The organism is Pseudarthrobacter humi (assembly GCF_024294965.1).
GTDB lineage: Bacteria > Actinomycetota > Actinomycetes > Actinomycetales > Micrococcaceae > Arthrobacter > Arthrobacter humi.
On the sequence record NZ_JANCLV010000006.1, the window covers coordinates 227152 to 253554 of the forward strand.

22 protein-coding genes are annotated in these 26403 nt (G+C 61.4%); 14 read left to right on the forward strand and 8 right to left on the reverse strand.

Annotated elements, in window-relative coordinates; genetic code table 11:
• Positions 1 to 21 precede the first annotated feature (21 nt).
• Both NFC73_RS11325 and NFC73_RS11330 read right to left on the reverse strand, forming a co-directional pair.
• Complete coding sequence (locus NFC73_RS11325) at positions 22 to 849, reverse strand: phytanoyl-CoA dioxygenase family protein (RefSeq protein WP_254750211.1); 828 nt, start codon at positions 847 to 849, stop codon at positions 22 to 24.
• On the reverse strand, positions 846 to 2168 hold the full coding sequence (locus NFC73_RS11330; protein ID WP_254750213.1) for a DegT/DnrJ/EryC1/StrS family aminotransferase: 1323 nt from the start codon (positions 2166 to 2168) through the stop codon (positions 846 to 848). The genes NFC73_RS11325 and NFC73_RS11330 overlap by 4 nt, the downstream gene beginning before the upstream one ends.
• 83 nt (positions 2169 to 2251) lie before the next feature.
• Between NFC73_RS11330 and NFC73_RS21040 the strand changes: the two genes are divergently transcribed.
• From NFC73_RS21040 to NFC73_RS11345, 4 genes are all read left to right on the forward strand, one after another.
• On the forward strand, positions 2252 to 2833 hold the full coding sequence (locus NFC73_RS21040) for a 4'-phosphopantetheinyl transferase family protein (protein WP_372494641.1): 582 nt from the start codon (positions 2252 to 2254) through the stop codon (positions 2831 to 2833).
• 403 nt (positions 2834 to 3236) lie between these two features.
• On the forward strand, positions 3237 to 3560 hold the full coding sequence (locus tag NFC73_RS21045) for an aldo/keto reductase (protein ID WP_372494642.1): 324 nt from the start codon (positions 3237 to 3239) through the stop codon (positions 3558 to 3560).
• A 748-nt stretch (positions 3561 to 4308) separates the two neighbouring features.
• Entirely contained in the window at positions 4309 to 5094 is a 786-nt protein-coding gene (locus NFC73_RS11340) for a phytanoyl-CoA dioxygenase family protein (RefSeq protein ID WP_254750217.1), read from the forward strand.
• Positions 5094 to 5867: a GNAT family N-acetyltransferase gene (locus tag NFC73_RS11345; protein WP_254750219.1), complete on the forward strand. Its 774-nt coding sequence runs from the start codon at positions 5094 to 5096 to the stop codon at positions 5865 to 5867. The genes NFC73_RS11340 and NFC73_RS11345 overlap by 1 nt, the downstream gene beginning before the upstream one ends.
• Before the next feature lie 1214 nt (positions 5868 to 7081).
• Here NFC73_RS11345 and NFC73_RS11350 read toward each other — a convergent pair.
• From NFC73_RS11350 to NFC73_RS11370, 5 genes are all read right to left on the reverse strand, one after another.
• Positions 7082 to 7639, reverse strand: a complete 558-nt coding sequence (locus NFC73_RS11350) for a hypothetical protein (RefSeq protein ID WP_254750221.1) — start codon at positions 7637 to 7639, stop codon at positions 7082 to 7084.
• A gap of 1897 nt (positions 7640 to 9536) precedes the next feature.
• Positions 9537 to 9812 carry a hypothetical protein gene (locus NFC73_RS11355; protein WP_254750223.1) on the reverse strand — a complete coding sequence of 92 codons (276 nt, stop codon included), beginning with the start codon at positions 9810 to 9812 and terminating at the stop codon, positions 9537 to 9539.
• 8 nt (positions 9813 to 9820) lie between these two features.
• The gene (locus tag NFC73_RS11360) at positions 9821 to 10297 is read right to left on the reverse strand and encodes a hypothetical protein (protein ID WP_254750225.1); all 477 of its coding nucleotides are present in this window, start codon (positions 10295 to 10297) and stop codon (positions 9821 to 9823) included.
• 275 nt (positions 10298 to 10572) lie between these two features.
• Positions 10573 to 11766: a hypothetical protein gene (locus NFC73_RS11365; protein WP_254750227.1), complete on the reverse strand. Its 1194-nt coding sequence runs from the start codon at positions 11764 to 11766 to the stop codon at positions 10573 to 10575.
• Positions 11767 to 11771: 5 nt separating this feature from the next.
• Positions 11772 to 12572: a hypothetical protein gene (locus NFC73_RS11370; RefSeq protein WP_254750229.1), complete on the reverse strand. Its 801-nt coding sequence runs from the start codon at positions 12570 to 12572 to the stop codon at positions 11772 to 11774.
• A 959-nt stretch (positions 12573 to 13531) separates the two neighbouring features.
• Between NFC73_RS11370 and NFC73_RS11375 the strand changes: the two genes are divergently transcribed.
• Both NFC73_RS11375 and NFC73_RS11380 read left to right on the forward strand, forming a co-directional pair.
• Positions 13532 to 14344 carry a DNA-binding transcriptional response regulator gene (locus tag NFC73_RS11375; protein WP_254750231.1) on the forward strand — a complete coding sequence of 271 codons (813 nt, stop codon included), beginning with the start codon at positions 13532 to 13534 and terminating at the stop codon, positions 14342 to 14344.
• Positions 14334 to 15716: an ATP-binding protein gene (locus NFC73_RS11380; protein ID WP_254750233.1), complete on the forward strand. Its 1383-nt coding sequence runs from the start codon at positions 14334 to 14336 to the stop codon at positions 15714 to 15716. The genes NFC73_RS11375 and NFC73_RS11380 overlap by 11 nt, the downstream gene beginning before the upstream one ends.
• 1184 nt (positions 15717 to 16900) lie before the next feature.
• Here the strand turns inward: NFC73_RS11380 and NFC73_RS11385 are convergent.
• Positions 16901 to 18022 carry a LacI family DNA-binding transcriptional regulator gene (locus NFC73_RS11385; protein WP_254750235.1) on the reverse strand — a complete coding sequence of 374 codons (1122 nt, stop codon included), beginning with the start codon at positions 18020 to 18022 and terminating at the stop codon, positions 16901 to 16903.
• Between the two features lie 202 nt (positions 18023 to 18224).
• On the opposite strand from NFC73_RS11385, the gene NFC73_RS11390 reads away from it, so the two are divergent.
• The 8 genes from NFC73_RS11390 (at position 18225) to NFC73_RS11425 (ending at position 26187) form a co-directional block, all read left to right on the forward strand.
• Entirely contained in the window at positions 18225 to 19094 is an 870-nt protein-coding gene (locus NFC73_RS11390) for a sugar phosphate isomerase/epimerase family protein (protein WP_254750237.1), read from the forward strand.
• Between the two features lie 61 nt (positions 19095 to 19155).
• The gene (locus tag NFC73_RS11395) at positions 19156 to 20181 is read left to right on the forward strand and encodes an autoinducer 2 ABC transporter substrate-binding protein (protein WP_254750239.1); all 1026 of its coding nucleotides are present in this window, start codon (positions 19156 to 19158) and stop codon (positions 20179 to 20181) included.
• A gap of 75 nt (positions 20182 to 20256) precedes the next feature.
• The gene (locus NFC73_RS11400) at positions 20257 to 21777 is read left to right on the forward strand and encodes a sugar ABC transporter ATP-binding protein (RefSeq protein WP_254750241.1); all 1521 of its coding nucleotides are present in this window, start codon (positions 20257 to 20259) and stop codon (positions 21775 to 21777) included.
• Positions 21774 to 22793 (forward strand): ABC transporter permease, encoded by a 1020-nt coding sequence (locus tag NFC73_RS11405; protein WP_254750243.1) that lies wholly within the window; start codon positions 21774 to 21776, stop codon positions 22791 to 22793. Before NFC73_RS11400 ends, NFC73_RS11405 begins: the two co-directional genes overlap by 4 nt.
• On the forward strand, positions 22790 to 23875 hold the full coding sequence (locus NFC73_RS11410) for an ABC transporter permease (RefSeq protein WP_254750245.1): 1086 nt from the start codon (positions 22790 to 22792) through the stop codon (positions 23873 to 23875). Before NFC73_RS11405 ends, NFC73_RS11410 begins: the two co-directional genes overlap by 4 nt.
• Before the next feature lie 172 nt (positions 23876 to 24047).
• The gene (locus NFC73_RS11415) at positions 24048 to 24965 is read left to right on the forward strand and encodes a carbohydrate kinase family protein (RefSeq protein ID WP_254750247.1); all 918 of its coding nucleotides are present in this window, start codon (positions 24048 to 24050) and stop codon (positions 24963 to 24965) included.
• Position 24966: 1 nt separating this feature from the next.
• Positions 24967 to 25647: an HAD-IA family hydrolase gene (locus NFC73_RS11420; protein WP_254750249.1), complete on the forward strand. Its 681-nt coding sequence runs from the start codon at positions 24967 to 24969 to the stop codon at positions 25645 to 25647.
• Between the two features lie 321 nt (positions 25648 to 25968).
• A complete protein-coding gene (locus NFC73_RS11425) occupies positions 25969 to 26187 on the forward strand; it encodes a hypothetical protein (protein WP_254750251.1) in 219 nt (72 codons plus the stop codon).
• The last annotated feature ends 216 nt before the right edge of the window (positions 26188 to 26403 follow it).

The window sequence follows — 26403 nt, forward strand, 5'->3', positions numbered from 1 at the left end:
TCGGGTACATGCGTCAGGAGACTAGCTTAGGTAGGCGTCGAGCGGGCTCCCCGAACCGCCTAGGATGAACTCCTCCGATGGGGCCCGCGACTCGCCCACGAGGAAGCGCTCGACCTCAGACATCTGGGCACGCGCTTCCTCGGACTGCCGCCGGTAGTCCGCCGGGGCGAGCCAGCGGTATCCGTAGGCGATCATCAGCGATTTGCGCACCCGTCCCGATAGGTTCCAGCCGCCGGCGTGCATGGTGCGGTTCTCGAACAGCAGGCAGTCGCCCGCCCGAAGCTCCGGCTCAACAGCGCCTTGTGGGTCCTCACCCGGCGCGATCGAGGGGCGCATCGTGAAAAGATTACTGCCGGGCAGGAACACGGTGCCTCCGGAATCCTTACCGGCCAAATCGGCGAGGCAGAACGCGGCCTTGATCTGCAGCATCGGGGTGTGAGCGAAACCGAGATCCGTGCTGACGTGCGCGATGTCGCGGTGCCACGACGGGATGCGCTCCTGGCCGGGGGCGGGGGCCTCGTCGGCGTTCCGGTAGATCAGGTGCGACGTGATGATGCGCAGATTGGTGCCCATCAGGCGCACGATTGCCGGCAGCACGTTGGGGTGCGCGATGAGCCGTCGAGCCTCGTGGGATCCGGCGATCGTGTTGCGGATGCTGTCCCAAGTGCCGTCCGCCTGCTGCTGACGGCTCGGCGTTGCCGGGTCGGCGATCAGACGGTCGCACTCTCCGACGAGGCGCGCGACCTCGTCCTCGTCGAGCACGCCACGCAGCACCAGGATGCCCTGCTGCTTGAACTCGGCGACCTCGGCATCGGTGAGCGCAGGCGCGGCCGTCCGGTCTCTGGTCATGGCATAGTCTTTCGACTGACATGGATGCGTTCCGCGATCACGTCGATCGTGTCTCCGACCACGGCGGGGTCGCGCGAGAACACCGGGAGGATAATTGACCGGCGGCAGAACTCGGTGGCGTTCGGCAGATCGTGATCGGTGTAGAGTGGCCGCGCAGGGTCGAGCCGCGAGACCGGGCTATCGATCTGCTCCCGGTAGATCGTCTTGCGGCTGAGCGGTCCGCCGCGATCGAGCTCGACCGGCGCCCCAGCGCGACGCAGGGTCGCTATGACGTCGACGAGGGCCGCGCCGTCGGCGCCCTCCGGCTCGAATCGGGCGCGGAACGCGTAGTGGCTCGAGCGGTGGGCGGCCGGGGGTTCCGAGAAGGAGAGATACGGCACCTCGCGCAGCGCCTCGCGCAGCCGCGCCGCGTTCTCTGCGCGGTTGCGCAGCACGCGATCGAGGCGGCACAGCTGGCTGCGCGCCAGCACGGCGGCTAGGGGGTGCATCCGGTTCTGCAGGCCCCCGAGCCCGGTTTGCTGCAGCGACTCGTCTTCGGGCGTGCCGGCACGCCCGAATCCGTAATGGCCGACCAGTAGCATGGCAGCGTGCAGCGCCGCGTCGTCGGTGAAGCAGAGCCCGCCTTCCCCCCCTGGCACGAGTTTCTTGCCCTGCATGCTGAACACTGAGACGGTGCCGAATCCGCCAACGGGAGTCCCGTCGACGGACGCTCCGTGCGCGTGCGAGCAGTCCTCGATGAGTGGGATCCCGCGCGACCGCGAGAGCTCGGCGATGCGTCCGATGTCGGCGCAGGGCACACCCCAGTTGTGGTTGAGCGCAATCGCCTGCACATCGGAATGGGCGTCGAGCGTGCGCAGAACCTCCTCGTAGCGAAGGTTCCCCGTAACCGGATCGACGTCCATTAGGATCGGATGCGCGCCGAGGTCGAGCGCAGGCGTTACGGTGGCGTGGAAAGTGTAGCCGATGGCGGCAACTCGCACGCCCGGGCCCACGCCTACCGCGCGGTAGGCGGCGTGCAGCCCGTTGGTCGCGCTGTTCACCGTAAGACCGTGGGAGCGTTGCAGCCCGAGCCGCCGCTGGAACTCGTCGAGCAGCTCGCCGCTAACCCCTTGGCCGGGGTCGATGACCGACATCGGGCCCGACCGGATGTACTCGGAAAGGGCGAGCTCGTCCTCGGCAGTGACGATAGGCCATCGCGACAGCCGGAAACAGAGCCTGCGGAAGGCGGCGGGGTCGCGGTCGGCGAGCTCCCGGAGACGGATAGGCTGCAGATCCGCCGAGCCGACGTCGCGCGGCGGGCGGGCCAGTTCGTCGTCCATGGGCCTTATTGCGCTGCGCACCGGGATCACGACCGCGCACCCCCTAGCTGGTCCTCGGGCTGGACCCGTGGAAAGCTTAGATGATGCGCGGAGAGGTTGGGAAGGGTGGTTCACCAAGACCATCGTGCACTGGGCGCTCACCTTGCCCCCCCGATGAGTCGGAGCTCGCCCTGTTGACGGACGCGGAACTACGGCGCCTGTCGCGGTTGCGTAAGACGGGTGACCGGGGCCGGTTCACCACTTCGACGGTGCTGGCCAAGCGTGCCATCGCCGCCGAGCTCGGAATTAATCCGCGGTGTGTCGAGCTCGACCGCCGCTGCGAACACTGCAGCGCCGACCACGGGAGGCCGCGCGTGCCCGGCAGCGGCCTGCATCTGTCGATTGCCCACGCTAGTGATGTGGTCGGCGTCGCGATCACCCGCTCTGGCCCCATAGGGCTCGACGTAGAACCCGATGCAGGGGACGACCTACGTGACCTCGCCGGCCAGCTACTGGGTGATGGGGAGCGCGCCGCGACCCCCGTCGACGTGCTCCGCTACTGGGTGCGAAAAGAGGCGGCGGTCAAGGCGACCGGCGACGGCATCGGGATCGGCCTGCGCGATGTCGTCGTGTCCGGACCGGAGGAGAGGTGTAAAGGGTCCTGGCTGTCCGGGCGTAGTGGCTGATGGCGGTGGTGATCCTGTCCATACGCGGCGTGGTGAGGCTGCCCGATTGGGTTTTGGCCGTACGAAGGCAGAAGTCATAGAGCCGGTGGACGGCCAGTTTGGGGTGTCCCCGACGTGCAGGTTGAGGAACATGGCTTGCGAGGCGGCACGCGAGGCGCTGTCGATGTCGCCGCAGTCGTAGTACTGGCGGGCCAGTGCGGTGTAGGCCGCGGCTTCACGGGCGGGATCCTCGATGAGGGAGACGTGCGCAGCGGATTCGGCATAGGCCGCGATGGCCTTATCAGCCCAGCCGAATTCCTCGCAAGCCATCGCGTACAGGTGCAGGGCGTGGGGGTTTTGGTTGAACAGCTCCGGATAGGGGTGGAGAAGGTTGTAGACCCAGTCCAAGAGTTCCTCGTTGCTGATGAGCCCGGGGCCATGGGCTTTGAGCATTCGGAACAGTTCTGCTGCGGAGTGGATAAGGCGCTCCTGTCTCGCGCCAAGAGCACTCCTGGGCGAGAGCCTCGGCCCCCGACGCAGCGATTTCTTCCTGGCCAGCAAATGCGGTCTCAGAACCGTACGTGGGCGCCGAGAAACCAATAGAAGGCCCGACGCCCTTAAATCTGCGTGCAATGAAGCACTCAGGAGACTGAAAACAGACTACATAGACCTCTACTATCTCCATAGTATTGGACAGGACTGTCCCCATCGAAGAGAGCGCCTGGACCTTGGCAGACCCTCTACATGATGGGAAAATCCGGGCAATAGGCCTAACCGAAGTCTCCGCGACCACGCTTCGGAGAGCCCACACCGTTCACCCGATAGCGGCGTTCAGTCCGAGTTCTCTATTTGGACCGCAACCCCGAGACCGGGGTTCTGGACGCGTGCGTCGAACTCGGCGCGACATTCGTCGCATTCAGCCCCCTGGCCGCGGATTCCTCGCCGGTCAAGTGCGCCAGAGATCAACTCTTGACGACCTTGACATGCGCCGCCATGCGTCGTTTTTCATCCGCGAACCTCCCCAAAAAATCTGTTCTTTCTGGCGGCTTTCGAAGAGCTGGCTCTGCAATTGCTTGGGTCGTTCGTCAACGCTGAAACATCCTGACCATCCCCGGCACTACAAGCGCAGCCCATCTAACCGAAAATGTGGAGCCGATTGGTTGACAAATCGATGACCAGATAATCAAACGAGCAGGCTCACTAATCTGGAAGTACCCTACTTACGGGGCCCGGTACAGCCCCGCGACCTAATGACAGGACATAGGCACCTAAGAGATTCCGATGAAGTTCAAAGGACAGAGGTGATCGCGCCACAACACCACGGAATTGTCAAGGCAAATCCGAGCGGCAACTGGCCGTGACGTTCTTGACGTAAATCTAACGTCATAACTCGAGTCATGTGCTTACAGCGGCTTGTCCACAGATATTGTGGGGGCATATACGTTGAACGTCTGTAGGCCTCACCCCTACTCACTTTATTACGCAGGAGATTCCAGATGAAGGCTGCTCAGTTCCTGAGGACGAAAATCAGTCATGCATTGGCCACGAATCCGAACCGTTCCAGGACAACTCTCGGGGATGCATACGACGATCTGATACGGACCGGAGTTGCGGTATTGCCAAGCTACATTCCCGGGGATGTGACGGCTAAAATGTTGGCCGCCACCCATGGTCTGGATTATGAACCTACCCCCGAGATGCAACACAACAATCCGAACGATCCGTTGACGGACCGCTTCTTGGGGGACGCACACGAACGCGAGGAATTCCGGGAATTCTTTGACGATGCAGCCTTACGCAGTCTCATTCAGGCCTACATCTCGCCAAATGCTGTCATGCACCGAGCCTTTGCACGTACAAAAGAGAACACAGGCCCCGTGGCAAGTTTCGAGAACTTCTACCATTTTGACGCTTATAAGAAGCGAGTCAAAGTATTTCTTTATCTTTCCGACGTCGAAGAGGAAAACGCTCCTCTGGGAATATTGCTTGGGTCACACAAAGGACCGTGGCGGTACCGCCGGGAGTTGGAGATGTTTGCAAACTATCGCAAAGACGATCGAGGCTACGCCGCAGGTCCAGACGTAGCATATATCGGTTGCTTCTGGCCCCATGAAGTGGCGCGACTGCAGGCGAAGTATGAGTTTGTCCCCAAGACTTGTACCGGAAAGGCAGGCACTGTCATCGTCTTTGATAGCCAGACATTGCATGTTGCCAACCAGTTGATGAGCGGGAAGCGGTCTGTTCTCGTAAGCCACTGGATTCAGCCCGGACACCACATGTGATGGCTACCGACATGGGGAAGATAAGGCCGAAGCCCAGAACTCTAATCACAGCAAACGCCCAGGAATTCTCGACTCACCGAGAACTCTGCCTGCAAAGATTTCGTGAAGCCGGCGTTCAGTTTCGTTGGGCGAATATCGAAGATGTGACAGCTATCGATGCCCTGGTAGCGTCGAGATACCCACCAGAAATCGCCGGGGAAGTAAGCCCTTATGAGAGCGCCCGAGTCTTGGACTACGGCAAGATCGGATTGCTCGTAGATGATGACGGGAATGTCATAGCTTGTCAGTATGTGGTCTCCTACCTCCGAGAGGAAGGCGAAAGGATCGCGTACGGGATGCGGCTTATGGTTCGGGCAGACTACGAATCAAACGGCATTGGCGAGACGCTTTTCCGGTACCTCTGCCTCGACGCCAGGGACAGGGCGTTCGATGCCCACGAATCACTGATAAGCATCGACAGTCACCGTGTCCATGATCTCGTGCTCAACAAAATGGGGGCTCAGTACACCTCCCTGGTGGAAGCCGACTTGGTAGGGGTAAGAAACCACTTGAATTGCACGTTGCCATTGAAAAGAGATTTCCTATTCGACGCAGTGACCGAGCGCTCACTTAAGGACTTCGTGGCGGCAGACACATCCGGAGCGATAGTGCTGATGGAGGCTTGGCGGGTTGACGAGCTCGCTGATCTCGTCAACCGCCAGGGCTTCAACGTAATTGCCTTCGCGAGGCCCGGATGGCTTGCCAGAGAGCCGATGTTCGTCCTTGCGCCGTAAGGACCCTGTAGCGCCTACAGGGTCCTCTATAAGACTCGCGTCTCGTAAACGCCCAGCTCTCGGCCGCATGCGAAACCCCCAACCGGCTACTTCGGAGCTCAGAGTGTCATATCACGGCTATCCGGGTTCCGGCTTCTATGTAGCGCTCCGGCGCGGTTGGTCGCTGCTTGTCCCGGTCATGGCCGAAGCTTGACCGTGACGCCGGCAACGTATGTCAAGGAAACGCCGGAAATCCGTAGAAACAAACGGCCTATTCGTAAACTCCAGATGGGCTGTTGACGCATATATCCGAGGATGGCGGTTGTGGCTTAGGCGTGGTCGGACGTAGGAGGATGTCTTCGATGACGTCGTCGCGGGCGCCAGCCCGGACGCGGAGGGTGGCCGCATAGCTGGGGCGAAAGTCGTTGCCGATTGTGGGCTCTGAATCATCCCACTCGTGGAGAACACAGGCGATGCATCAGTTCCCTGCCTCCAACGAGTCGAGCACGTCTTGGCTGGGGAAAAGGTCGGACGTTGCGGTCGCCTCCGCTGCGGCCGTGGTTGGTCCGTGCTCACTTCCTAGAGTGGCCGTGTAGGTCGCTGTTCGGTTCTCCATGAGACGTTAGGAGAGGAGGGACCGCCACCATGATGTTCGTCGATTTCCAGCAGAAGGACCGCCCCGTAGTGCGGTGCCTATCCGGGGCCGTCCGGTTCCTGAGGCCTGCCCTCCATGTTGGAGCGAAATCGTCGCCGAAGTGCGCAAGGAAGAGGGTGTGCACAATGTGCACACCCTGGGCTTCGGATCGGGTCGTACCCCTCATCAGAGGGGCCCGTTTTCCGGGTGCTCCATGCCGCAGCTGCAGCGATGAGCAACGCTTGACAGACGTAGAGGAATCGGTTCCCGTGGAAGCCCTCCGCGCCACGCCAGCCGACAGGCTCAACCACAGCACCACAGACGGACCGGCATCCACCGCGGCAGACACCTTCATAAGGCGCCCCCAGCCATGGACTGCCCAGAGCCGGGAGCGAGGGAACGGGGTACTTTCTCAAACCACGGCGCGACTGCGGCGCTAAGCCACTAAATACGAAGGGTCACAAAACCAGGGGCAGTCCCAATCTTGAAGAGCCCAGGTTGGCTTCAGTTGCGTCCTGCGCGCTCGGCAACTAGTGAGTCCGTGCTCCTCGTGCCTTCTGATTACCAAGGTTCTTCAAATTAGAAATGCATTGGAATAAGGTTACGATTGAAAAACTTTCGAATTCCTATAAACTTGGTGGCGCCTTTCTGCGCGGTTCCATCGCCGAAAAATGAAAGATCGGTGAAATCGTCTTGGTTCTACCATGTTGAGAATGACATTTGCTGGATGCATCATGATGTCTTCGTGTTCTTCAAGCTCGTTCACATCGACTTCTAACCCGTTTAGAAGTTTTACCGCATAGATGCTATTGAAATCTCGAAGGGCCATTTGTGCTCGGCTGCCAGCATCAGCCATCTTTCGTTCTCCCGATGACATCATTGCTACAACTGCCTTAGTTGCTTCTGCCTGGCACTGCCAGAAGTATCTGCGGGGGGATACTCCAGGAGGGAGGAAGGTTTTCGTTGCTTCCTCCTCTTCACCAAACACACTGTCCATCGCTAGAGAATAGGCGGAAACGTAAAGGTTTTGCATGGCAAGCGCCAATTCTTGTGCTGCCATCCTCACTGAGGCGGCCCGTTCCCATGCACGACGCTTACTTTCAACGACGAGCGCCACAATTCCGGCGATAGTTGCCGCGGTCAGGGTTCCAGTGACCACTAGGCTAGCAGTCCTGAGCTCGCTTGGCATGGAGTTCCAGAAGTCTAAGATCACCCGCCTAGCATAGGGGAAATCGAATAGACACCCAGGTGAAGGCGTCAGTGTCCTACCGAATTCTTGGGGTCACTCGGGCGCCTAGGAGGAAGTGGTGAGCGATTGCCGACTTGTGTGCTGGCCGAACCGCAGCCTTGCTAGTAGGCGGCACCTTCGGCGGGAGCCTTTTAGGGTGATCTGTGGCGGATCGCCAAAGGCGGAGGACACTGCTGCGCGGAAGCCGCCAAAGCTCTCCACGGCCAACGCCGGTGCCTGTTCGTCCCGAACATGGCCGGCACGCACTTTGTTGCACAGGTCCGTGTTAGGCAACCGCTTTCTCGACGAGCGCGCGAATCTTGGCCTCCGTCGCAGCCCGTCACCTACGGTCATTCCGCTCAACACGGCTACGAGCACGCTGGTGGCACTGGCGTCGCAGCAGACGAAGTAGCGGGTTGCTGCGGGCACCGAGTGTGCCTGTCAGAGTTCGGCGTCGTTCTGATAGCGGAGTCACCGCTGGGTTTCAGGGTCCGGAGTGCAACTTGGGGAACCGGGAACGGTTCAAAGTTTCGTGAGGAAATAAGCGACGGAGGAGCGCCGAACCAAACTTTGGATCGTGAGCGGCGCGGAGCGCCCTGGTTGCGTGGAGGACCCGCCCAGGGATGATGGGGATCAGAATGACAAATAGCGGATTTGCCTCTGGTGGTTCATGGAGGTGGGGAGTGGGGCGGCATGACGCATTAATGTTCCGGTGCAAAAAATACGCTCAGGAAAGATTGCCCAGAAATAACGACCCGACGGGTGACGCGACAGCCGATCGGACGTTTCATTTTGCCCTGTTATGGCCGCAAAAGAGCACGCGTAGGTACGCCCGATTCTGCTCACACTCGTATATTTCTCTAATTCATGGCGTTCTTTCGTCAGAAAGTAGAGCCGTCATGAAATGCCCCGAGTTACCTACGAGACCTACAGACAACGTCACCTGCGGCTGCGCTAGCTTGGGAAGAGAACCAGGGTGTGATTGCTGCGGTAGATCCAATGGAGCCGTGGGATCTCGACGACTACTACTCCATCTGTGCTGATCAGCCAACAGAAGCTACTTCCCGCTTGCATTACGATGAGCTCAAATATTCTGGCTCCTCGCTGCCACACGTGCCGGCAAGGCATACGCCGAGTTGGGTCGCCGACTCCAGGTGGTGGAACGAGCTGTCCTGCTGGCTTCTTCCAGAGAAGTCGAAATGTGACACCCAAATGCCACAATCAGAACCGTCAGGCAGACGGTCAGCCCTGATCCATCAGAAACCCCGCCTCATGAAAGATCGAGGTTAGGAACCAGCCAGGCCTTGGAGGACAGTCTCTTATCGCTTTCTCGCTTTGTTTGGACCAAAGGCAATTCGACCTATCAGCGCGCTGAGTGCGAGCCAGCAAAGGGTTTGGATCGGATGTGCTAGGAACAGGTCGGGCAATTCAAGCGCGCTTTCAAGTGCCGAAATCGCTATTGCTTGAGGGAGTCCTTCGAGACTGCCCGATTGCATCCAGTACACGATCGTGAACCACAGGAGTGGGGCGGTGATAGCGATGAGCGCTCCGACACGGATTGACGCTTTCAGAGCCGCCCGGGAGTGGAAGCGCGATTCGTCTATTCCGCGGCGGACCAGGCTCACATCCGTAGTCCGAACATGTACAAGAGTGGTTCCGTAGCCGGTGTCGAAGGCGATCCCGAGGCGTCCCGGGGTGGCCGTACGGACTAGGCCGCGCGTCCCGCGGGCAACGCCGACCGCCCCTGTCAGGTGTTCGGTCAGGGACAGCGGAAGGTCTCGGGCGGCGGCAACGAGGTCGCCGGGCTCGGGCGAAGTGCTGAACCAGCTCACGGAAGGCGCAGTCTGATCTTGGGGCGGATCTCACCGGGGGTGTTCTTGCGATCGTTCTCGGCGTCGACCAGATCGTTGGCTTCATCGCGGTACCGATCCTTGGACATGTCATTCGCGTCCGAAAGGTCGCCCTCCTTGCGTTCCGAGGTGTCCTGTTGAACTTGGTCGAGCGTGTTCTTATTTTGGGTCAGGTGGGGTTCGGCCATCCACAGGGTTCCGGTGATTACCCCGACGGTACCGAGCGTGATTGCGAGGTTCTTCTTCAGTGACATGATGCCTCCTACGTCATGGCTGTCTTCGTTCGGGATGTCTTAAAAGCGGCGTTAGGTCTGGCTGCTGATTTCTGCGGGACCGGACGGGCCCCGGGGCGGTCCTTGGTAACGGAGGAGAACAACGCGCGGGCGACGGCTCCGGGCGCCTCGCCGCTGGCGATGTGGGTGACGCTGAGGCCCTGTGCGGCAAGGAGCTCCTCCGGTGGCTGGGACCGGAGGACCACGGCGTGCACCGCCCCTGGAAAGGCTTTCATGCCGAGAACGAGATCGTGAATGTTGTCGGTTAGTTCGTAGTCGGAGAAGGCAACCAGAGATGCAGCGTAGCGCGGGTGCGCTTCGGCGATCTGCCTGGCTCGTTCCAATGTTGCGCCCATCGTGCTGGCACCATCGCCGTCAGGCGGGACAGCAAGCCCCCCGGCGATGTCGGCCCCCGACTTTCGATTCAAGGAAAGTGCGGGCCGGTCCGCTGAAGTTGGCTGGTTCATGTGCAGAATCGCCACCAGCTCCCGGTCGCAGCGGCAACGCCTCATGATTCTTTCGAATACGAGTGCGGCCTCGGCGTAGCGCAGTCCGCTTGAGTCAGCGCCGCCTAGCATTGAACCCGAGTCATCGAAGAGGCAGATGTGCAGAGTCGGCTCCTCAGGGCATGTTCCTGGGTGCCCGAGCATGATGTTGAGTGCAGGCGACGGGGCCTGACCGCTTACCCATCCGTAGCCCAGAACCCGTGACGGGGAGAGCCGGCCGCCGAGGATGCCGCCGGTCACGATTCGGACCCGCTCTCAGTTCCTTTGTCGTCAAGTTCTGCCTCGAAGATCGCAAAATCCGGTTCTTGGAAAGGACCGGGCGTCGTTGGCGCTGGCTGTGGAGTAAGTGCGGGCCCATGGCCAAAAACGGCGGGGTTGTTCCGGGAGACTCCATGCTTGAGTGCTTCGAGCCGAAGCCCTCCGGCAATGCCGCGGTGCTTGCACTCCTTCTCAATTGATTCCGCAGCAGATTTTGCTTCGGCATATTCGCGCAGGACGGGATTGCCCGCAAGCTCTTGGAGCCTCTTTACGGCCTTCTCGAGGTTGCCGTCTGCTCGTTCCAGCAGATCGGCTACCTCATCCGCGTAGAAGTAGGAGTTGATGGCGCTGGCGAGGGCGATTCCCCCGGCAAAGCTGCCATAAACGATTGCGGCCAGAGGGCTGTCGCCGTCTGCCCTGAGAGCCCCGATCCCACCGGCTATGAGAACAGCCACGGTCGCACCGACCCAGCACATAATCTTGGTCAGCTTCTCGCCTTCGTCAGGGCCGCTGAAGATCCAGGCAAATTTCTGCTGCTCGGGTGTCAGCTGCGCCGGGTCGAGAGCACGTCGGCGTGCCAGCCGTGCGTCCCGGATGTCGCGGCCCACGAGCCCTGCGGTGACGGTTGCCGCTCCCGCTGAGGCGGCCTGGAGCAGCGCCAGTTCGGGGATCTCTCCGCGAAGGATGGAAGCACCGCCGATCCCCGCGATGTCGCCGCCGAGAAAGACTACCCAGAGCAGAATGTAGAAGAACTTGGCCTTATTTTCCCGGCGCGTACGGCCTTGAAGGACCTCGTTGTGATTGGCAACGTTCTTAACGGCAGCGGCAACGATCTCCTTTTGTACTGTGATCAGGTGCACGATGACGTCGTAGCGGTCTTTGAGTCCTGCCATCTCGGATCTGAAGCCTCGGCCCAGTTCCTCGCCGGCGGCAGCCCACAGGGGATTTTGTTCCTTGCCGAGGGCGTCAAACTCGCGTTCGTGGTAACCGTCGCTGATCGTGTCCGGGCGGGCGGCAGCCGTGGCTGCATCAACCGGTAGCAGGTTGATGCTTTGGGCGTGGCCGACGATCTCCTCCGTCGCATCGTCGTAGGAAACAGACGAGCCCGGTTTCATGGCCTTCGGACGGGATCTCGAATTCTTCGGTTTCCTGGATTTCGTGAAGATTGTCATGTCGGTCAGCTCCCTGCGGTGTATTCGGTGACGGCGGAGCATCGAGCGGCGCCGGTGCGGGTGCAGTACGCCTCGTAGAAGACCTTGAGTGCTTCGACGTAACTGCTGCTCGGCTTGGGGTTCGTGGTCTTGCCCAGCCCCGACACCTTGACGACCGTGTCCTTCGGGAGCTCAACCACAGAGGGCTTCTTTGCCAGTTCCAGGGCCTCGTCGGTCGTGAGCGAACTTTCGAGCACGACGCCGACGTTTTGAGCCCCGTCGCTCATCAGGTCAACAGTGAGCAGAATGGGCTCGTGTTCAGCCATCTGGGTCCCGTATTCGGCGGCGCGGCGGAACTGGGAAGTTATGTCGCTTCCCGTGGTGGCCGCGAGCTGCGTCGCCGCCGCGGCGAGACTCTCGTCGATGGTCGCCATAGCCTCGTCGACGACCTTGGAAACGGTGCGCATCTTGGCGATTTCAGTCGCTCCCGCGAGTTCGAAAGCACTGTCGTAGAGGACGCCGCCGGCGGCCGAGCTGCCGGTAAAGGCGTCCACACGCAGGTGTCCTTCGCACACAGCCGTCCGCGTGACGATATCCCGGAGAGCCTGTTCACGGTCCTTCTTAATATCGTCCTGCGGTGTGCTGCCACTGACATCGAGGCTTGCGTAAGAAGCCCGTGTCGAACCCTCGGGGCAGCTCTTAGCCAGCTGCTGCAACTGGCCGACCTCTCCTGCCGCCTGCACTGAACACCCCGTTGCGAGCAAGGATACGGCCAGCATTACCGTCAAGAGGCAGTTCCTGAAAGTCCTAAATACTCTCAATTTCATGGTGTCTCCTTCTAGAGGGCCCGGACTTGTACGCCGCTGTGGCGTCCCGATGTCCATGCTTGTTTGTCTGAGATCCCGAAACTAGAGACAAGTGGCCACTGTGGCCGGGACCCTGAAGCTCTGGCCCGCAGGCGCCACTCATGGTTTTGTGGCTACTTGTCTCTAGCTGACAGCAGACGAGGTTCGAAAGACTGGTGCCGATGCACTAGGCGAAGGGCCATAACAATGAAACTCAGCATGAGGGAACTGCGGGACGGTATCGACGAGACGGTTGGGCGAGCCTACCGATGCGGCCCGTTCGTCGCACCTGCCATCACACTATTGGCGACTCCCGTGGGTTTAATGTCAGTCGCCTGGTTCGTCGAAGGACGGCGGATGCGCTTTCGCGACTACAACTACGCCGTCACGCTTGGCGATCCCGGCTTAGCGATGGCCGCCCTGGCAGGCTGGTGGGCCATGCGTCTGTCCGGGGGGCGGGCCGCGGTGCCGCCGGGATGGACCTCCGCCTCACTCGCCCTGGGAGTAGCCGCAGGAGCCAGGCAAATGGTGGGGGAGAGCAGACAGGAGTACTACAGCCGCTCCCAATTCTTCTCACCGAGTAAGCTCTTCCATCAGTTCGCGGTCTTTCCAGTACTAGGGACGATGATGGGCTCATCCGCTGCACTATGTGCAAGGGCATGGCCGGTCTCGGCGGGCCCAGCAGTCCTCTGGGCTTTTTCTGCAGCGTGGTGGCTATGGTGGCTGAAGGTTGACGGCAGCCATCTCAGACTTAGCCACAACCCGTTCAACTGGCGTCGGCTGAGGACGGAGCCGGAGCCATGGGCAGACACGTCGTTGACGTTGCGGGCTCACGCCCTACTGCGCGAGGAAGATGAACGGGTCCGCCGTGATGGCGGCCGTCTTAGCCTCAGGGCGATTCACGCTTTCACTCGAAGGGGAAACCAGAAATGAATCAGGCCATGAAAAACGTCGACGTTCTTATCGTCGATGATCAAGTCAACACTGCCCTGGGTGTTGCCCTACGGACACGACAAATCCTGGAAGAACAGGGATACATCGTAGAGACCACTCAATGCCAGTCGGTGGACATGGTCGAAGAACTTCTCGAAGGTGGCCGTATCTTCGATCTGGCTATTCTCGACCTAGGACTATACGACGTCGATACATCAACTCCCTACGGATCACTGGGAGCGATCGATTTGCTCTCCAAGGCGGCCAGGAAGCAGGGGGTAAGCACGAGGATCGTTCTCCACAGTGATGTCAGTGAAGATGCCAAGCGTGCGCTAATCGCCTTCGCCGCGTTCTCTTGGTTCGAGGACGTGATCACACTCATACCCCGAATCTCGGATCTTAGCCCCACCATCGAGCAGATACTTGAAGGCAAACGGAGCTTTCCCGTGGCGGATGCTTTCCGGAAGCCGGAGGCAAGGAACGCGTTTCGAGCCATGTTCAAACAAGAGTCCTCCTTCCCCATTCTGCGGGCGCTGGCAGTGACCGATTCCAGGGTTGCTGCCGCCACACTATGCAGCCTGAGCGCCAGAACTGTTGGGAAATTCATCTCTGAGCACAAAGAACCGTTTGCCACCTTTATCGCGGAGGTCAGGAAAGCTGGGATCATCGGAAACGGAGGCCTTGAATTCGATCCGGAATCAAAAGCGGTTCACGTAGCAATGCACCGGTTTATGGCTATGCAGCACGTATTCCTGAATGACCCCTTCGTCATCACAGAGTTCAAAAAGAAGAAGAAGGAACGGATTTGGCATGAGGAATGAGGGATCGGGCTGGAAAGTGCTCAAGGGTTTTCTTGAGGACGTTTCTGCAGTCTCGCGCCAGTCACGCATGCCTGCCACCCCCGATCCTGAAACACAGCTGGTCGACTCCGCATACAACTACCTTCTCGTGACAGCGAGTTCGGCCGTTCGGGTTCTCCAGGGTGCCGGTGCCGCCGTGAGGGTCATCGCTCTGGCGGCCTTGACCCTGAGCCTCCTTCAGATCATCTTCTGGCCAATAGCCGTGCTACTGCTAGCGCCGTTCTATGCCGGCCTTCTATTGAGCCTCCTTGCGTGGTCAAGTTCGACCAGAAAGTCACTGACGCACAAGAGTGGACTGCTTGGTTGGATCGGGCGGCATTACGACCGTCAGGAAGATAGACCGTCGCTCAACATCTCCGGCATCCTCGAAATCGGTGTCGCTCCTCTGACAGGCCTCGTGCTCGTGGCGTGGCTGGGTAAGAGTTACGCCGATGGTGCGCCGTATCCCGTGGTTTTGGCGCTCACGGCCTGGATCTGGACCGTCGCCATTCAACCCACCATTGATACCGGCTATTACAACCTGCACCCTGATCGGCGCGCAGGTCCTCTGTGGACCCCTGTCCGGTGGATCGCGCCCGCCGGTTTTTCTGTTTTGCTCTTGCTGAGCTTGAGCTTCCAGCCTGTTGGTTATGCTCCGCTGGGGTTCGATTGGCTGTTGGCGGCATTCATGCTCACACCCTATTTGACCACTTGGGTCTACCACGTCGTTCTCAGTTGCGGTGTGTTCGCCTATCTTGATCTCGCCAGAAGCTACGGCGAGTACCGGCACAACATGGCCATCGCCCGCGTCCATGACATCAAGAAAGACATCCGAACCCGGATAGCCGTGGCCACTCACCCCGAAACCCGGAAGGTACTTGAGGAACTGTTCCCGATGGTGCACCGCCTGGCCTATCCAACGGAGCGGATGAAAGCGCTGACCGTCAAAGAGATCTTTGACCGCTGCCATGGCACCGGCAGATGGCAGAGCTGGCAAGGAAACGTGTCGTTCTTGGGACCCCAATTGCAGGAAACAGTCGCAGCCGCGTACGTGGAACACGTGGCAAAGCTGATAGACGACCTTGTCGATAACGCGCTGCGTTCTGCAAACGACCCTGGCTTGACTGTCATTGTTGAAGCCGCCTTTAGCGACGCGAAGCGAACCACGCACCAGCTGACCATCCGCGTATCGGACACGGGTGAGGGCGCAGGCTCGATTGAGATCCTTCCCAAAACCAGCTTGGCGGACCAGAAGGCGTTCTGCAAAAGCAGCCAAGGAGATCTCATCCATATGATTAATCCTGCTGGAAAGGGGACCTGCGCGGTTGCCACAATGCGAATGCCCTTCGCGTAGCTCGGTCTGTGCCGCGCGTAGTCAGTGCATGAGCTGTCTCGCGTCCTGCGGATTGCAAGGCAGACTGGCGAGACAAAGGCGGTCCGAGTAGTGGAGTTGCCATTCGGCGGTGTCGTTGTCCTAGCGAACCAGCGGCCCGGGGGAGGGCGAGATGAGAGAACGCGCGGGAGCAGTTCTGAATCAACGGGCTGGTCGACTGCATGAGGCAGAGAAGTGGGCAAAATGGAGGTGTGCACATTGTGCACACATTTGCCTTCGGACCCGGCCATACCGGTACCGGAATGGCTTGGATTGGCGATGTTTCCGGGAGTTCCCAGTGTATGCGGGGGCTGGAGTCCGGTTCGAGTCCCACCTTGGGCACGCATTACCCCTCGTCAGAGGGGTTTTTGCTTTTAATGTGTGGACATTGACCCTCCGCGGGTCCCTCTGACACTGTCCGCGATTTGCACCTGGCGCCGCGGTCGCCTGTTCGGTTGTGTGGGTGGCGGGGTCAGAGTCCTGGCCTGTGGGCCCTCCGCCTGCTGGAATCCAGGGTGATGCGTCGTCCTTTCATGCTGTTTCCGGTGGCCAGTTGTTGGCCGTCACTCATTCATGACCAAGAGTTGTGGTGACGACATGACCAAGCCGAATTTTCTTCGAGGATCATCCTTGGATAGCGGCTTTCTGCCAGCCAGCAGAGTCCGCTCATCGCGTTTTTGTCCGGCCAAAGGGGGTGTGCACATTGTGCACACTCTTGTGCACGGGCGTTTTGAGCCTGCATTTTGGTCGCTTCCTCATGGTTCTGCGTCAGCACTTCATGAGGTTCTCTGTTTCAGGCGACATGATTTTTCGGCCCAGACCGTCCGGTGTCGTTGGACGTTTCTGTCAGCGGAACGTCTCCGGGGGGTATCTGCGGCAGTGGCGTCCGATCCGTCGACAGAGTCCAGGTCTGTGGGATCCGGACTTTCTTCCGGGCTGTCCTGGTTTGGTTGATCCGTCATACATGTCAAAACTCGGCCGCGCGGCCTCTGTACATGCCTCTCTGAGTCTGCCCTTCGACGGCCCATAAGCGTCAGAAAGAAGAATTTGGACTCAGCTCTGACGGCCTTCGGCTAACGGCCCTGACGTCAGATTGGGGTGTAGTTCAGCTGACGGGAGTCTGAAGGCCAGCGTCGTGCAAGGGCGCGGGAGATGAAAGTGTCTCCTCAGGCAGGCAGCGCCGGGTTCTCCTCGAATGTTCTGGATGCAGCGTGGGAGGTCTGGTCCGACTCTGTACGAGCTGGTACATGGCCTATTGTGGAATCGCGCACGACGAGGTGAGCTCCGAAGAGTCTGTTCTGAACTTCCCGGTTGCCGGGCCGCTCGATTTGCTCCAAGAGCTGCTGGCCGGCGGCTCGTCCCATCTCGTAGGCGGGTTGGCGCACCGTCGTTAGTGGCACTGCAGCTTGGCGTGCGTACTGAACGTCGTCATAGCCAACGACCGCAATGTCCTCGGGAATGCTGATCCCGGCCCGCAGGAAAACGTTCAATGCGCCGACTGCCACCATGTCGTTTGCTGCGAAAATTGCATCCGGTCGTTCGGCTTCGGGCATGGACAGAATCTGTTCAGCCGCCTCGATCCCGTCTTCGACGGTGAGGTTCTTAACTGTGATTGTCATGACTGTTGTGTCGGTGCCGGATGCCTCCACGGCCTGCGTCATGCCTGCCAGGCGGTCCGCCGACTGCACAACGTTGTGAGGATTTCCCAGGAAGGCAAGACGTCGACGGCCTATTTCCAGTAAGTGTTCGCCCGCGAGCCTGCCACCACCGACATCGTCGAAGGTGACGGCAGAGATCTGGTTCGAGTCCTGGGTCGGCCCAACCACCACGCATTCAATCCCGCGGTTCTGGAGCTTTTCCAAACGTTCCTTGATCAGGCCTTGGGGGACGATCACGAGACCTTGTACCCGGTGGGCTTCGAACATGTCCAGGTTGGACAGTTCGCGCGCGGGATCCCGGTTGCTGTTACTGAAAAACAGGGACCAACCGTGGTCGCGGACGGCATCCTCAACACCTCGGGAGAGGTCGCTGAAAAACGGCAGCCAGGCGTCCAGGAGAATTAGGGCCAGTGTCTTGCTGGAGCCCGCTCGCAACTGGCGTGCCGACTCATTGGGTACGTACCCCAGCTCGGCGATGGCGTCAGCTACGCGTTTGCGGTTTGCGCTGCCCACCAGTTCTGGACGGTTGAAGTAATTAGAGACCGTGGACGCGGAAACACCCGCCAACGCGGCAACATCTTTCACGCTCGTGCCCATCAAACTCTCCTCAATGGCGGAACTGGTTTCCATCTAGGCTAGTCGCAACGTTTGGCACGTTGCAAGTAGCAAAACCACCGCGTTTCCCGCGGAGTACAGACGCCTCACTTGCAACGTGCCAAAAAGTACTTGACACGTTGCAAGTAACCCCCTAACGTTGTTCCCATCACAACTTGCAACGTTACAGGTACTCTTTATGTAACGTTGCAACTACGTCAGTCAGTTAGGAATTTCCATGAAAATTGGTTGCCATGGCCTGGTTTGGACCGGTCGCTTCGACGCTGAAGGCATCCGCTACTCCGTCCAGAAAACCAGGGAAGCCGGTTTCGACCTCGTTGAGTTCCCGCTCATGGACCCGTTCTCCTTCGATGTGCAGACGGCCAAGTCCGCACTGGCCGAACATGGGCTGGCGGCCTCGGCATCGCTGGGACTCTCGGACGCCACCGACGTCAGCAGCGAGGATCCCGCCGTCGTGAAGGCAGGGGAGGAGCTGCTCAACCGCGCCGTGGATGTCCTGGCCGAACTGGGAGCGACGGATTTCTGCGGCGTGATCTACAGCGCCATGAAGAAGTACTTGGAGCCGGCAACTGCTGCCGGGCTGGCCAACAGCAAGGCAGCCGTCGGGCGGGTGGCCGACCGGGCAGCGGATCTGGGGATCAATGTCTCGCTGGAGGTCGTCAACAGGTACGAAACCAACGTACTGAACACCGGACGTCAGGCCCTTGCCTACCTGGAGGAGCTCAACCGGCCGAACCTGGGCATCCACCTGGACACCTACCACATGAACATTGAGGAATCGGACATGTTCTCCCCGATCCTGGACACCGCAGAGGCCCTGCGGTACGTCCATATCGGTGAAAGTCACCGCGGTTACCTCGGCACGGGAAGCGTCGACTTCGACACTTTCTTCAAGGCCCTCGGCCGCATCGGCTATGACGGACCTGTTGTCTTCGAATCGTTCTCCTCCGCCGTCGTGGCACCGGATCTGAGCCGGATGCTCGGCATCTGGCGCAACCTGTGGGCCGACAATGAGGAACTGGGCGCGCACGCGAATGCCTTCATCCGTGACAAGCTCACCGCGATCAAGACCATCGAACTGCACTAAAACACCCCGGGCCGGCGGCACAGCCGCCCCCAAACATCTGTACCTATCAAAGGAGATAACCATGTTGAAGACAAGACTGCTTCAGACGGCTGCGGTGCTCGCGGTCGGAGCGCTTGCCCTGACCGGCTGCACCAACAAGAACGCGACCGGCAGCGCCTCCGGGGGCGCCAACACCGGCACGACGACGGTCGCATTTGTTCCCAAGCTCCAGGGCATTCCCTACTTCGAGGCGATGAACGCCGGAGGCAAGAAGGCTGCCGAGGAACTCGGTATCAAGTGGCTCTACCAGGGCCCGACGACCGCGGACGCTGCCGCGCAGGCGGACATCGTCCGGTCCTTCATTCAGCAGAAGGTGGACACGCTCATCGTGGCCCCGAACGATCCGGACTCGATGGCCCCGCTGCTGAAGCAGGCACAGGACGCCGGCATCAAGGTCGCCACGGCCGACACGGACGCCCCCAACTCGGTGCGCGAAGTGTTCGTGAACCAGACCACCGAACAGAACCACGGCAAGGCCCTGAGCGAGAGCCTCATGAAGGCCATGGGCGGCAGTGGCGAATTCGCCATCGTGTCCTGTTCCGAGACGGCGGCGAACCTGAACGCCTACATTGACGTGATCAAGAAGGACGTTGCGGCCAATCACGCGCAGGCCGAACTGGTTGACCTGGTGTACGCCGGCGAGGACCAGGCCAAGGCAGCTGCCATGGCGACCGACCTGATGAACGCCCACCCGAACCTGAAGGGAATCGTCGGACTGTGCTCCGCGGCGGCCCCGGGCGTGGCCCAGGCCGTGAAAGACGCTGGCAAGATCGGCAAGGTATTCACCGTCGGCGGCGGCACCCCGATGTCCATGGCACCGTACCTCAAGGACGGCTCCTCCAGCGCGGCAGTGCTGTGGGACGTGCAGAACCTGGGCTACCTGACTGCTTGGACCGGCAAGGAACTGGCAGACGGCAAGCAGCTGCAGTCATCCTTCGACGTCAACGCCACCATCAAGGGCGTCAAGTACGACCCCGCGACCAAGGTGGAGCTGCTCGGCCCGCCGCTGGTCTTCACCAAAGACAATGTGGACCAGTACAAGTACTGACCCGGTCCGGGCGGTGCCCCACGGCACCGCCCGGCCCACCGCCACCGACTACATCCCGACCCAGGACGGCGCCAAGTGAGTGAACACCCAACAACGCCCCGCATCGCCATGCGCGGCATCTCCAAGAATTACGGAGGCGTGCGAGCCATCCGCCAGGCGGACCTGACGGTCCAGCCGGGCACCGTGCATGCCCTGGTCGGCGAAAACGGTGCCGGCAAATCCACCCTGATCAAGATCCTTGCCGGCGCCGAACAGCCCGACACCGGCACCATCGAATTCGACGGCAAGCCCGTCACCATCACCTCAACCACCGACGCCATCCGCCTCGGCGTCCAGACCGTGTACCAGGAACCGCAGCTCTTCCCCGACCTGAGCATCACCGAAAACATCTTCGTCGGCCGCGAAATCAAACGCGGCGTACGGGTCGACTGGGCCGCCCAGGCCGCCCAGATCCAGGAGCTGCTGGACATGATCGGCCTGCCCCACAAACTGGCAACCGCCCCGGTCGGGGACCTGTCCATCGCACAGCAGCAACAGGTCTCCATCGCCAAGGCGGTCGCGGGCGATGCCAGCATCCTGATCCTGGATGAACCCTCCGCGATCCTCACCGACGCCGAAATCAGCGTCCTGTTCTCCATCGTGCGCCGGCTGACAGCGCGCGGAGTCGCCGTCATCTACATCTCCCACCGGCTCGATGAACTCTTCGAGATCGCGGACACGGTCACGGTCATGCGCGACGGACAAACCCTGGACACCTACGACATCCAGGACCTCACCGTCACCAAGATCGCCGAGCTCATGGTCGGCGGGATCCTCACCGAACAGCGTGAGCCGCGGTCCTTCCACAACGTCGCCCCGACGCTGGAACTGCACAACATCGACCTCGGACAGCTCCTGAACGGCATCAACCTTCAGGTCCGCCCCGGCGAGATCCTGGGACTCTACGGCCTGCTGGGCTCCGGCGTGGCCGAAATCGCCGAAACCGTGTACGGCATGAAGCAGCCCACCGGCGGGCGGATGCTCTACCAGGGAAAACCCATGGTCAACAAGGGCCCGGCAGCGGCCCGGCGGCGGGGCATCACCCTGGTGCCGGCCAACCGCTCGGCCCAGGGCGTATTTTCGTTCCAAAGCATCGGCTTCAACATCTCCATCGGCGACCTGGCCAAACTCTCCCCGCTCAAGGGCTGGGTCAACAAGCGCCGCGAACGCGACATCGTCCTGGACCTGATCAAGCGCCTGGGGGTGAAAACCCCCAACGAAAACCAGCCCATCAGCGCCATGTCCGGCGGGAACGCCCAAAAAGTCGTCATCGCCCGCCAGCTGCTCTCCACACCGAAGCTACTGGTCCTGGCAGAACCCACCCAAGGCGTGGACGTCGGGGCCAAGGAAGAAATCCACCGTCTGATCGGTCAGCTCGCCGCGTCCGGCACGGCCGTTCTCGTCGTCACCACCGACCTTGCCGAGGTGCTGCGCATTTCCGACCGCGTCCTGGTGGTCAGGGAAGGCAGCATCGCCGCCGAATTCGGCCCGGACGCGACACAGGTCGACATCCTCGCCGCAGCCTCCGGCGCCGTCACCACAAGGAAAGCATCATGAGCACCCATCTGCAATCACGCACCCCGGCCGCTGCCGGGACCCCGTCGCCGCGGAAAATGCTGCCCCGCCGGGTTACCGGACAGGAAATCGTCCTGATCGGCATCATCACCGTCCTGTGGATCCTGCTGGGCTTCCTGACGCCGGCCTTCCTGACCCCCGGATCCATCCTTCCGCTGCTCGTGGCCGTGGCACCGATCGCGCTCGTCGGGGTCGGAATGACCTTCGTCATCATCACCGCAGGTATCGACGTCTCCGTCGGCGCGGCGATCATGGTCTCGGCCGTCATCACGGCCCAGACCATGGTGGCAACAGGCATCCCCCTGATCCCGGCACTCCTGCTCTCCATCGGCGTCGGGGCGCTCTTGGGCCTGGCCAACGGCCTGCTCGTCGCGTACGGCAAGATCCACGCCATCATCATCACCTTCGGCACTGCGAACCTCTTCCAGTTCATCGGGCTGCGCCTCTTCGGCTCCTCCACCGTCAACGGGGTGCCCGGCACCTTCGATGTCTTCGGACGCGGCGAAGCCGGCCGGACCCTGGGCATCCCGCACAGCTTCGCCATCACCCTCATCGTGGTCGCCATCGCCTGGTGGTACCTGCGGCACGCAGCCAGCGGCCGTCACCTCTTTGCCATCGGCGGTAACGCGAACGCCGCCCGACTGGCCGGCATCAACGTCAAACCCCTGGTGCTCATGACCTACGTGATCACCGGAGCCCTCGTCGGCCTGGCCGCTTGCTTCGTCATCGCCCAGGGAACATCCACTCTTGACCAGTCCGTCGGCGTCGGCCGCGAACTGGCAGTCATCGCCGCCGTCGTCATCGGCGGAACATCCATCCTCGGCGGCCGCGGCTCCGTCCTGGGCACCCTGCTCGGGGCCATCCTGGTCCAGACCGTCAGTTCGGGTGTCACCCAGCTGGGCTGGCCGTCCCAGCTCTCGGACCTTTTCGTCGGAGCGGCCATCATCGCAGCAGTCGGAACGGACATCATCCGCGAACGCTCCCGGAGGAAGCCATGACCATCACAGCACTCAAACAGCCCGACGCCGCATCACAGCGCAAACGGGGTTTCGGTTACAGGGCAGCGAAAATGCTGCTCACACAGCGCATCGCCCTGCTCGGCCTGCTGACCGTGATCGTGCTGGCCGTCATGGTCTCGCTCAACAGCGCCGGGGCACTGAGCGGTTCCTACGACGCGGACTACCTTGCTGCCGCACTGATCAGCGCCGTGCCGCTGGCCATGCTCGGCCTGGCCCAGCTCATGGTCATCCTCTCCGGCCGCGGCGGCATCGACCTCTCGGTAGGGGCCATCGTGTCCCTCTGCGGTATCGTCTTCGGCTACTCCTACGGCGTCTGGGACCTGGGACTCTTCGTCTCCATCCTCCTCACCGCCGCGGCCGGGGCCCTCTGCGGAGCGGTCAACGGATTCCTCGTCGCCTACATCGGGTTCCCGCCGCTGATCGCCACCCTCGCCACGTTCTACGCCTTCAAGTCCCTGGCTTTGATCATCAGCGGACAAAAGCCCATCAGCACCGTCCAGATCCAGGAGTTCTTCTCGGCGGCCCAAGCCGTGGAGATCCCGCTCATCGGCCAAAACCTGCCAAACATCCCGCTGGGCATCTTCACCTTCCTGATCCCCACCGCGGCGCTGGTCTGGGTACTCCTGAACCGGACCACCTTCGGCCGCAGGCTCTTCGCCCTGGGCACAAACGACGTGGCCGCAGCCTGGGCCGGCGTGGACACCCGCGCCAACCGAATGAGCGCCTACGTCATCTCAGGGCTGATTTCCGGCCTGGTCGCCATCGTCGCTGTCGCCCAGTTCGCCTCCGCCCGCCCCGATGCCGGTGTTTCCGGCAACGGCATGGCCCTGCCGGCAATCACCATCGCCGTACTCGGCGGCGTCGCCATCACCGGAGGAATCGGCAGGGTCTCGGGCATCCTGCTGGCCACACTCCTGGTGGTCTGGCTTAACGCCGGCATCCTCCTGGCATTCGCCGGCAACGAAGGCACCCAGTTCCAGCTGCTGGCTCTTGGCGTGCTGCTCATCGGCGCCTCGCTCCTGAACAACCTGACACGCAAGAAATTCGGCGTCCTCCACTGAGCCCCGCAGCCTTGCGGTGGCCGCCCCTCCCCGCGAAGGGCGGCCACCGCAAGCCGACTCACCCGGCGGCCCACACCCGAGTGGCCACCGGGGACTGGTCAGCAAACGCTTTTCCTCCGAACGAACCCCGCACAGACCCGATGCTGGCGGACGTACAGCCCGAAAGTAGCCCATGAAACCCTCCGCTGCAGCCCCCGGCACCCCCGATGTGATTGTTGTCGGCGAAGCCCTCATCGATGTCGTCCTCTCCGGCAACGGCGAGGTCGAGCATCCGGGCGGTTCGCCCGCCAACGTCGCCTACGGACTCGCCCGGCTGGATGTGTCGACCGGATTTCTCACCGCAATCGGTCAGGATGACCGCGGCAACGCCATCCGCGCCCACCTCACCGGGGCAGGCGTGGAGCTTCTGCCCGGCTCCCAGTCCATGACCGCCACCTCCACCGCCACGGCAACACTGGCCAACGACGGGTCCGCCAGCTACTCGTTCGACCTCACGTGGCAACTGGCCTCCGTCACGCCCACCTACCTACCGAAGGTCCTTCACACCGGATCCATCGCCAGCTTCCTCGCTCCCGGAGCGGCCCAGGTCAAATCCATCCTGCAGCACGGCGCAGGTATCAGCACCGTCACCTACGACCCGAACATCCGGCCCGACCTGCTCGGCAGCCACCACGAAGCCCTCACCATCTTCGAAGACCTCGTGCCGCTGACCAACGTCGTCAAACTCAGCGACGAAGACGCCGCCTGGCTCTATCCGCACAAAACACCGGAAGAAACCGGCCGCCGCATACTCCACCTGGGCGCCGGCCTGGTCGCCGTCACCCGCGGCGGGGAAGGTTCCCTGCTGCTGACCGCCGACACAGAAATCAGCATCCCGGCCGTAAAGTCCGTTGTCGCGGACACCATCGGCGCCGGAGACTCATACATGGCCGCATTCATCCTCGGCCTCCTCACCAGAGGCACCGACGGCTGGGCGCCCCCCGTTCTCGAGCAAATCGGCCAGATGGCCTCCATGGCCGCAGCCATCACCGTCCACCGACCCGGGGCCAACCCGCCCTCTTCCAGCGAACTGAGCGAAGGCCTGAACTAGCATGAGCATCCCCGCAACCGCTGATCCCCGAACCCTCACCTGCCGTGCTGTCCTCTTCGACATGGACGGCACGCTAGTGGACTCCACACCCATCGTGGAACAGGTCTGGAGCGAATTCGCGCTCCGCTACAACCTGGACTACGCAGAGATCCTGCGCACCTCCCATGGCGTGCAGGCCATTGACACTGTGCGTCGATTCGCACCGGCCGGAGCCGACGTTACTGCGCTTACCGCCGAGCTCGGTGCCATGGAACGTGTCCGGACCGAGGGGATCGTACCCTTGCCCGGGGCCGCGGAGCTCCTGACCAGTCTTCCCGGCGACGCCGTTGCATTGGTGACCTCTGCCGACCGGGTCCTGGCAGAGATCCGGATGAATGCGGCCGGGCTGGCCATGCCCGCCACCGCCGTCACCGCCGACCGGATCACCCGCGGCAAGCCGCATCCCGAAGGGTACCTGCACGCAGCGGAACTGCTGGGTGTCCAGCCTGCGGAGGCCTTGGTCTTCGAGGACGCTCCTGCCGGGATCGAAGCAGCCCTGGCTGCCGGCATCCGCACGGTGGCAATAGGCCCGAACACCGGCCCGCTTCCCGACGGCGTGCTGCACATCAATGACTACAGCGCCGTCCACGCCACAGTGGAAACGGACGCCACCGGCACCCGGACCATTTCATTCAGGCTTTAGCATCGCCCGCTGCGGACACAGCCCTGACAACAACACCCATGCAAGTGACCGACAAGGTAGATATGAGACGCACTAAGATTGTGGCCACTTTTGGCCCGGCAATTGCCAGCTACGAGAACGATGTGGTCGAGGCTCTTTGCGAGGGCTTCCCGGCGTTCGGATGAGTCGTAAGTTGAAGTGGCTTCGTCCGTCAGCTGTTCCGGCTGGGCATTGTCGGCCTCGACGTTCTGCCGTTGGGCTTTGTCCATATCGGCGACAACGGTGTGGATAGTGGTCGGGTCGACGTAGCTGGCGTCGATGTCTGCGGCAGGACGGTTACCGATGCCTTGCAGGATTAGCCCCGCCGACGAGCTTGACGACGCCGTAGGCGCCGGCGGCCTGCAGCCGCCTGCCGAGTTCGTGGAGAAGGGCCCGGATCTGCGCGGCGGTGAGTTCGCCGCCACCAAGGGGCAATTCTGCTGGCAGCCCGTGACACAATCTATGGCTATCGACAGCCGTCCTGGCAGGCGACAGTTGTACCACAACCAGTTGCGGAAGTAGTGCCGTACGGCATTCGGGCGAAGACCTGACTTTCGGAGCCGTCGGATACTACTTTTCGGGCAGGTGGGTGTCCCGAAGATGCATGGTCGTCTGCTGCACATTTCCCTGAACTCGAGAACGAGAAACACCGCCCATGAAGGATATTGATTCGGGGCAGCAGCTCGACGGAAAAGCACTCAGCTCGGAGACTAGAACTATCAGTTTAGGAACACTCGC

Excerpts from the sequence above, each read along its gene's own strand:
- NFC73_RS11325 (WP_254750211.1), bottom strand. The coding sequence starts at position 849 with ATGACCAGAGACCGGACGGCCGCGCCTGCGCTCACCGATGCCGAGGTC.
- NFC73_RS11330 (WP_254750213.1), bottom strand. The coding sequence starts at position 2,168 with ATGGACGACGAACTGGCCCGCCCGCCGCGCGACGTCGGCTCGGCGGAT.
- NFC73_RS21040 (WP_372494641.1), top strand. The coding sequence starts at position 2,252 with ATGCGCGGAGAGGTTGGGAAGGGTGGTTCACCAAGACCATCGTGCACT.
- NFC73_RS21045 (WP_372494642.1), top strand. The coding sequence starts at position 3,237 with ATGAGCCCGGGGCCATGGGCTTTGAGCATTCGGAACAGTTCTGCTGCG.
- NFC73_RS11340 (WP_254750217.1), top strand. The coding sequence starts at position 4,309 with ATGAAGGCTGCTCAGTTCCTGAGGACGAAAATCAGTCATGCATTGGCC.
- NFC73_RS11345 (WP_254750219.1), top strand. The coding sequence starts at position 5,094 with ATGGCTACCGACATGGGGAAGATAAGGCCGAAGCCCAGAACTCTAATC.
- NFC73_RS11355 (WP_254750223.1), bottom strand. The coding sequence starts at position 9,812 with ATGTCACTGAAGAAGAACCTCGCAATCACGCTCGGTACCGTCGGGGTA.
- NFC73_RS11360 (WP_254750225.1), bottom strand. The coding sequence starts at position 10,297 with ATGAACCAGCCAACTTCAGCGGACCGGCCCGCACTTTCCTTGAATCGA.
- NFC73_RS11365 (WP_254750227.1), bottom strand. The coding sequence starts at position 11,766 with ATGACAATCTTCACGAAATCCAGGAAACCGAAGAATTCGAGATCCCGT.
- NFC73_RS11370 (WP_254750229.1), bottom strand. The coding sequence starts at position 12,572 with ATGAAATTGAGAGTATTTAGGACTTTCAGGAACTGCCTCTTGACGGTA.
- NFC73_RS11375 (WP_254750231.1), top strand. The coding sequence starts at position 13,532 with ATGAAAAACGTCGACGTTCTTATCGTCGATGATCAAGTCAACACTGCC.
- NFC73_RS11380 (WP_254750233.1), top strand. The coding sequence starts at position 14,334 with ATGAGGAATGAGGGATCGGGCTGGAAAGTGCTCAAGGGTTTTCTTGAG.
- NFC73_RS11385 (WP_254750235.1), bottom strand. The coding sequence starts at position 18,022 with ATGGAAACCAGTTCCGCCATTGAGGAGAGTTTGATGGGCACGAGCGTG.
- NFC73_RS11390 (WP_254750237.1), top strand. The coding sequence starts at position 18,225 with ATGAAAATTGGTTGCCATGGCCTGGTTTGGACCGGTCGCTTCGACGCT.
- NFC73_RS11395 (WP_254750239.1), top strand. The coding sequence starts at position 19,156 with ATGTTGAAGACAAGACTGCTTCAGACGGCTGCGGTGCTCGCGGTCGGA.
- NFC73_RS11405 (WP_254750243.1), top strand. The coding sequence starts at position 21,774 with ATGAGCACCCATCTGCAATCACGCACCCCGGCCGCTGCCGGGACCCCG.
- NFC73_RS11410 (WP_254750245.1), top strand. The coding sequence starts at position 22,790 with ATGACCATCACAGCACTCAAACAGCCCGACGCCGCATCACAGCGCAAA.
- NFC73_RS11415 (WP_254750247.1), top strand. The coding sequence starts at position 24,048 with ATGAAACCCTCCGCTGCAGCCCCCGGCACCCCCGATGTGATTGTTGTC.
- NFC73_RS11420 (WP_254750249.1), top strand. The coding sequence starts at position 24,967 with ATGAGCATCCCCGCAACCGCTGATCCCCGAACCCTCACCTGCCGTGCT.
- NFC73_RS11425 (WP_254750251.1), top strand. The coding sequence starts at position 25,969 with ATGCCTTGCAGGATTAGCCCCGCCGACGAGCTTGACGACGCCGTAGGC.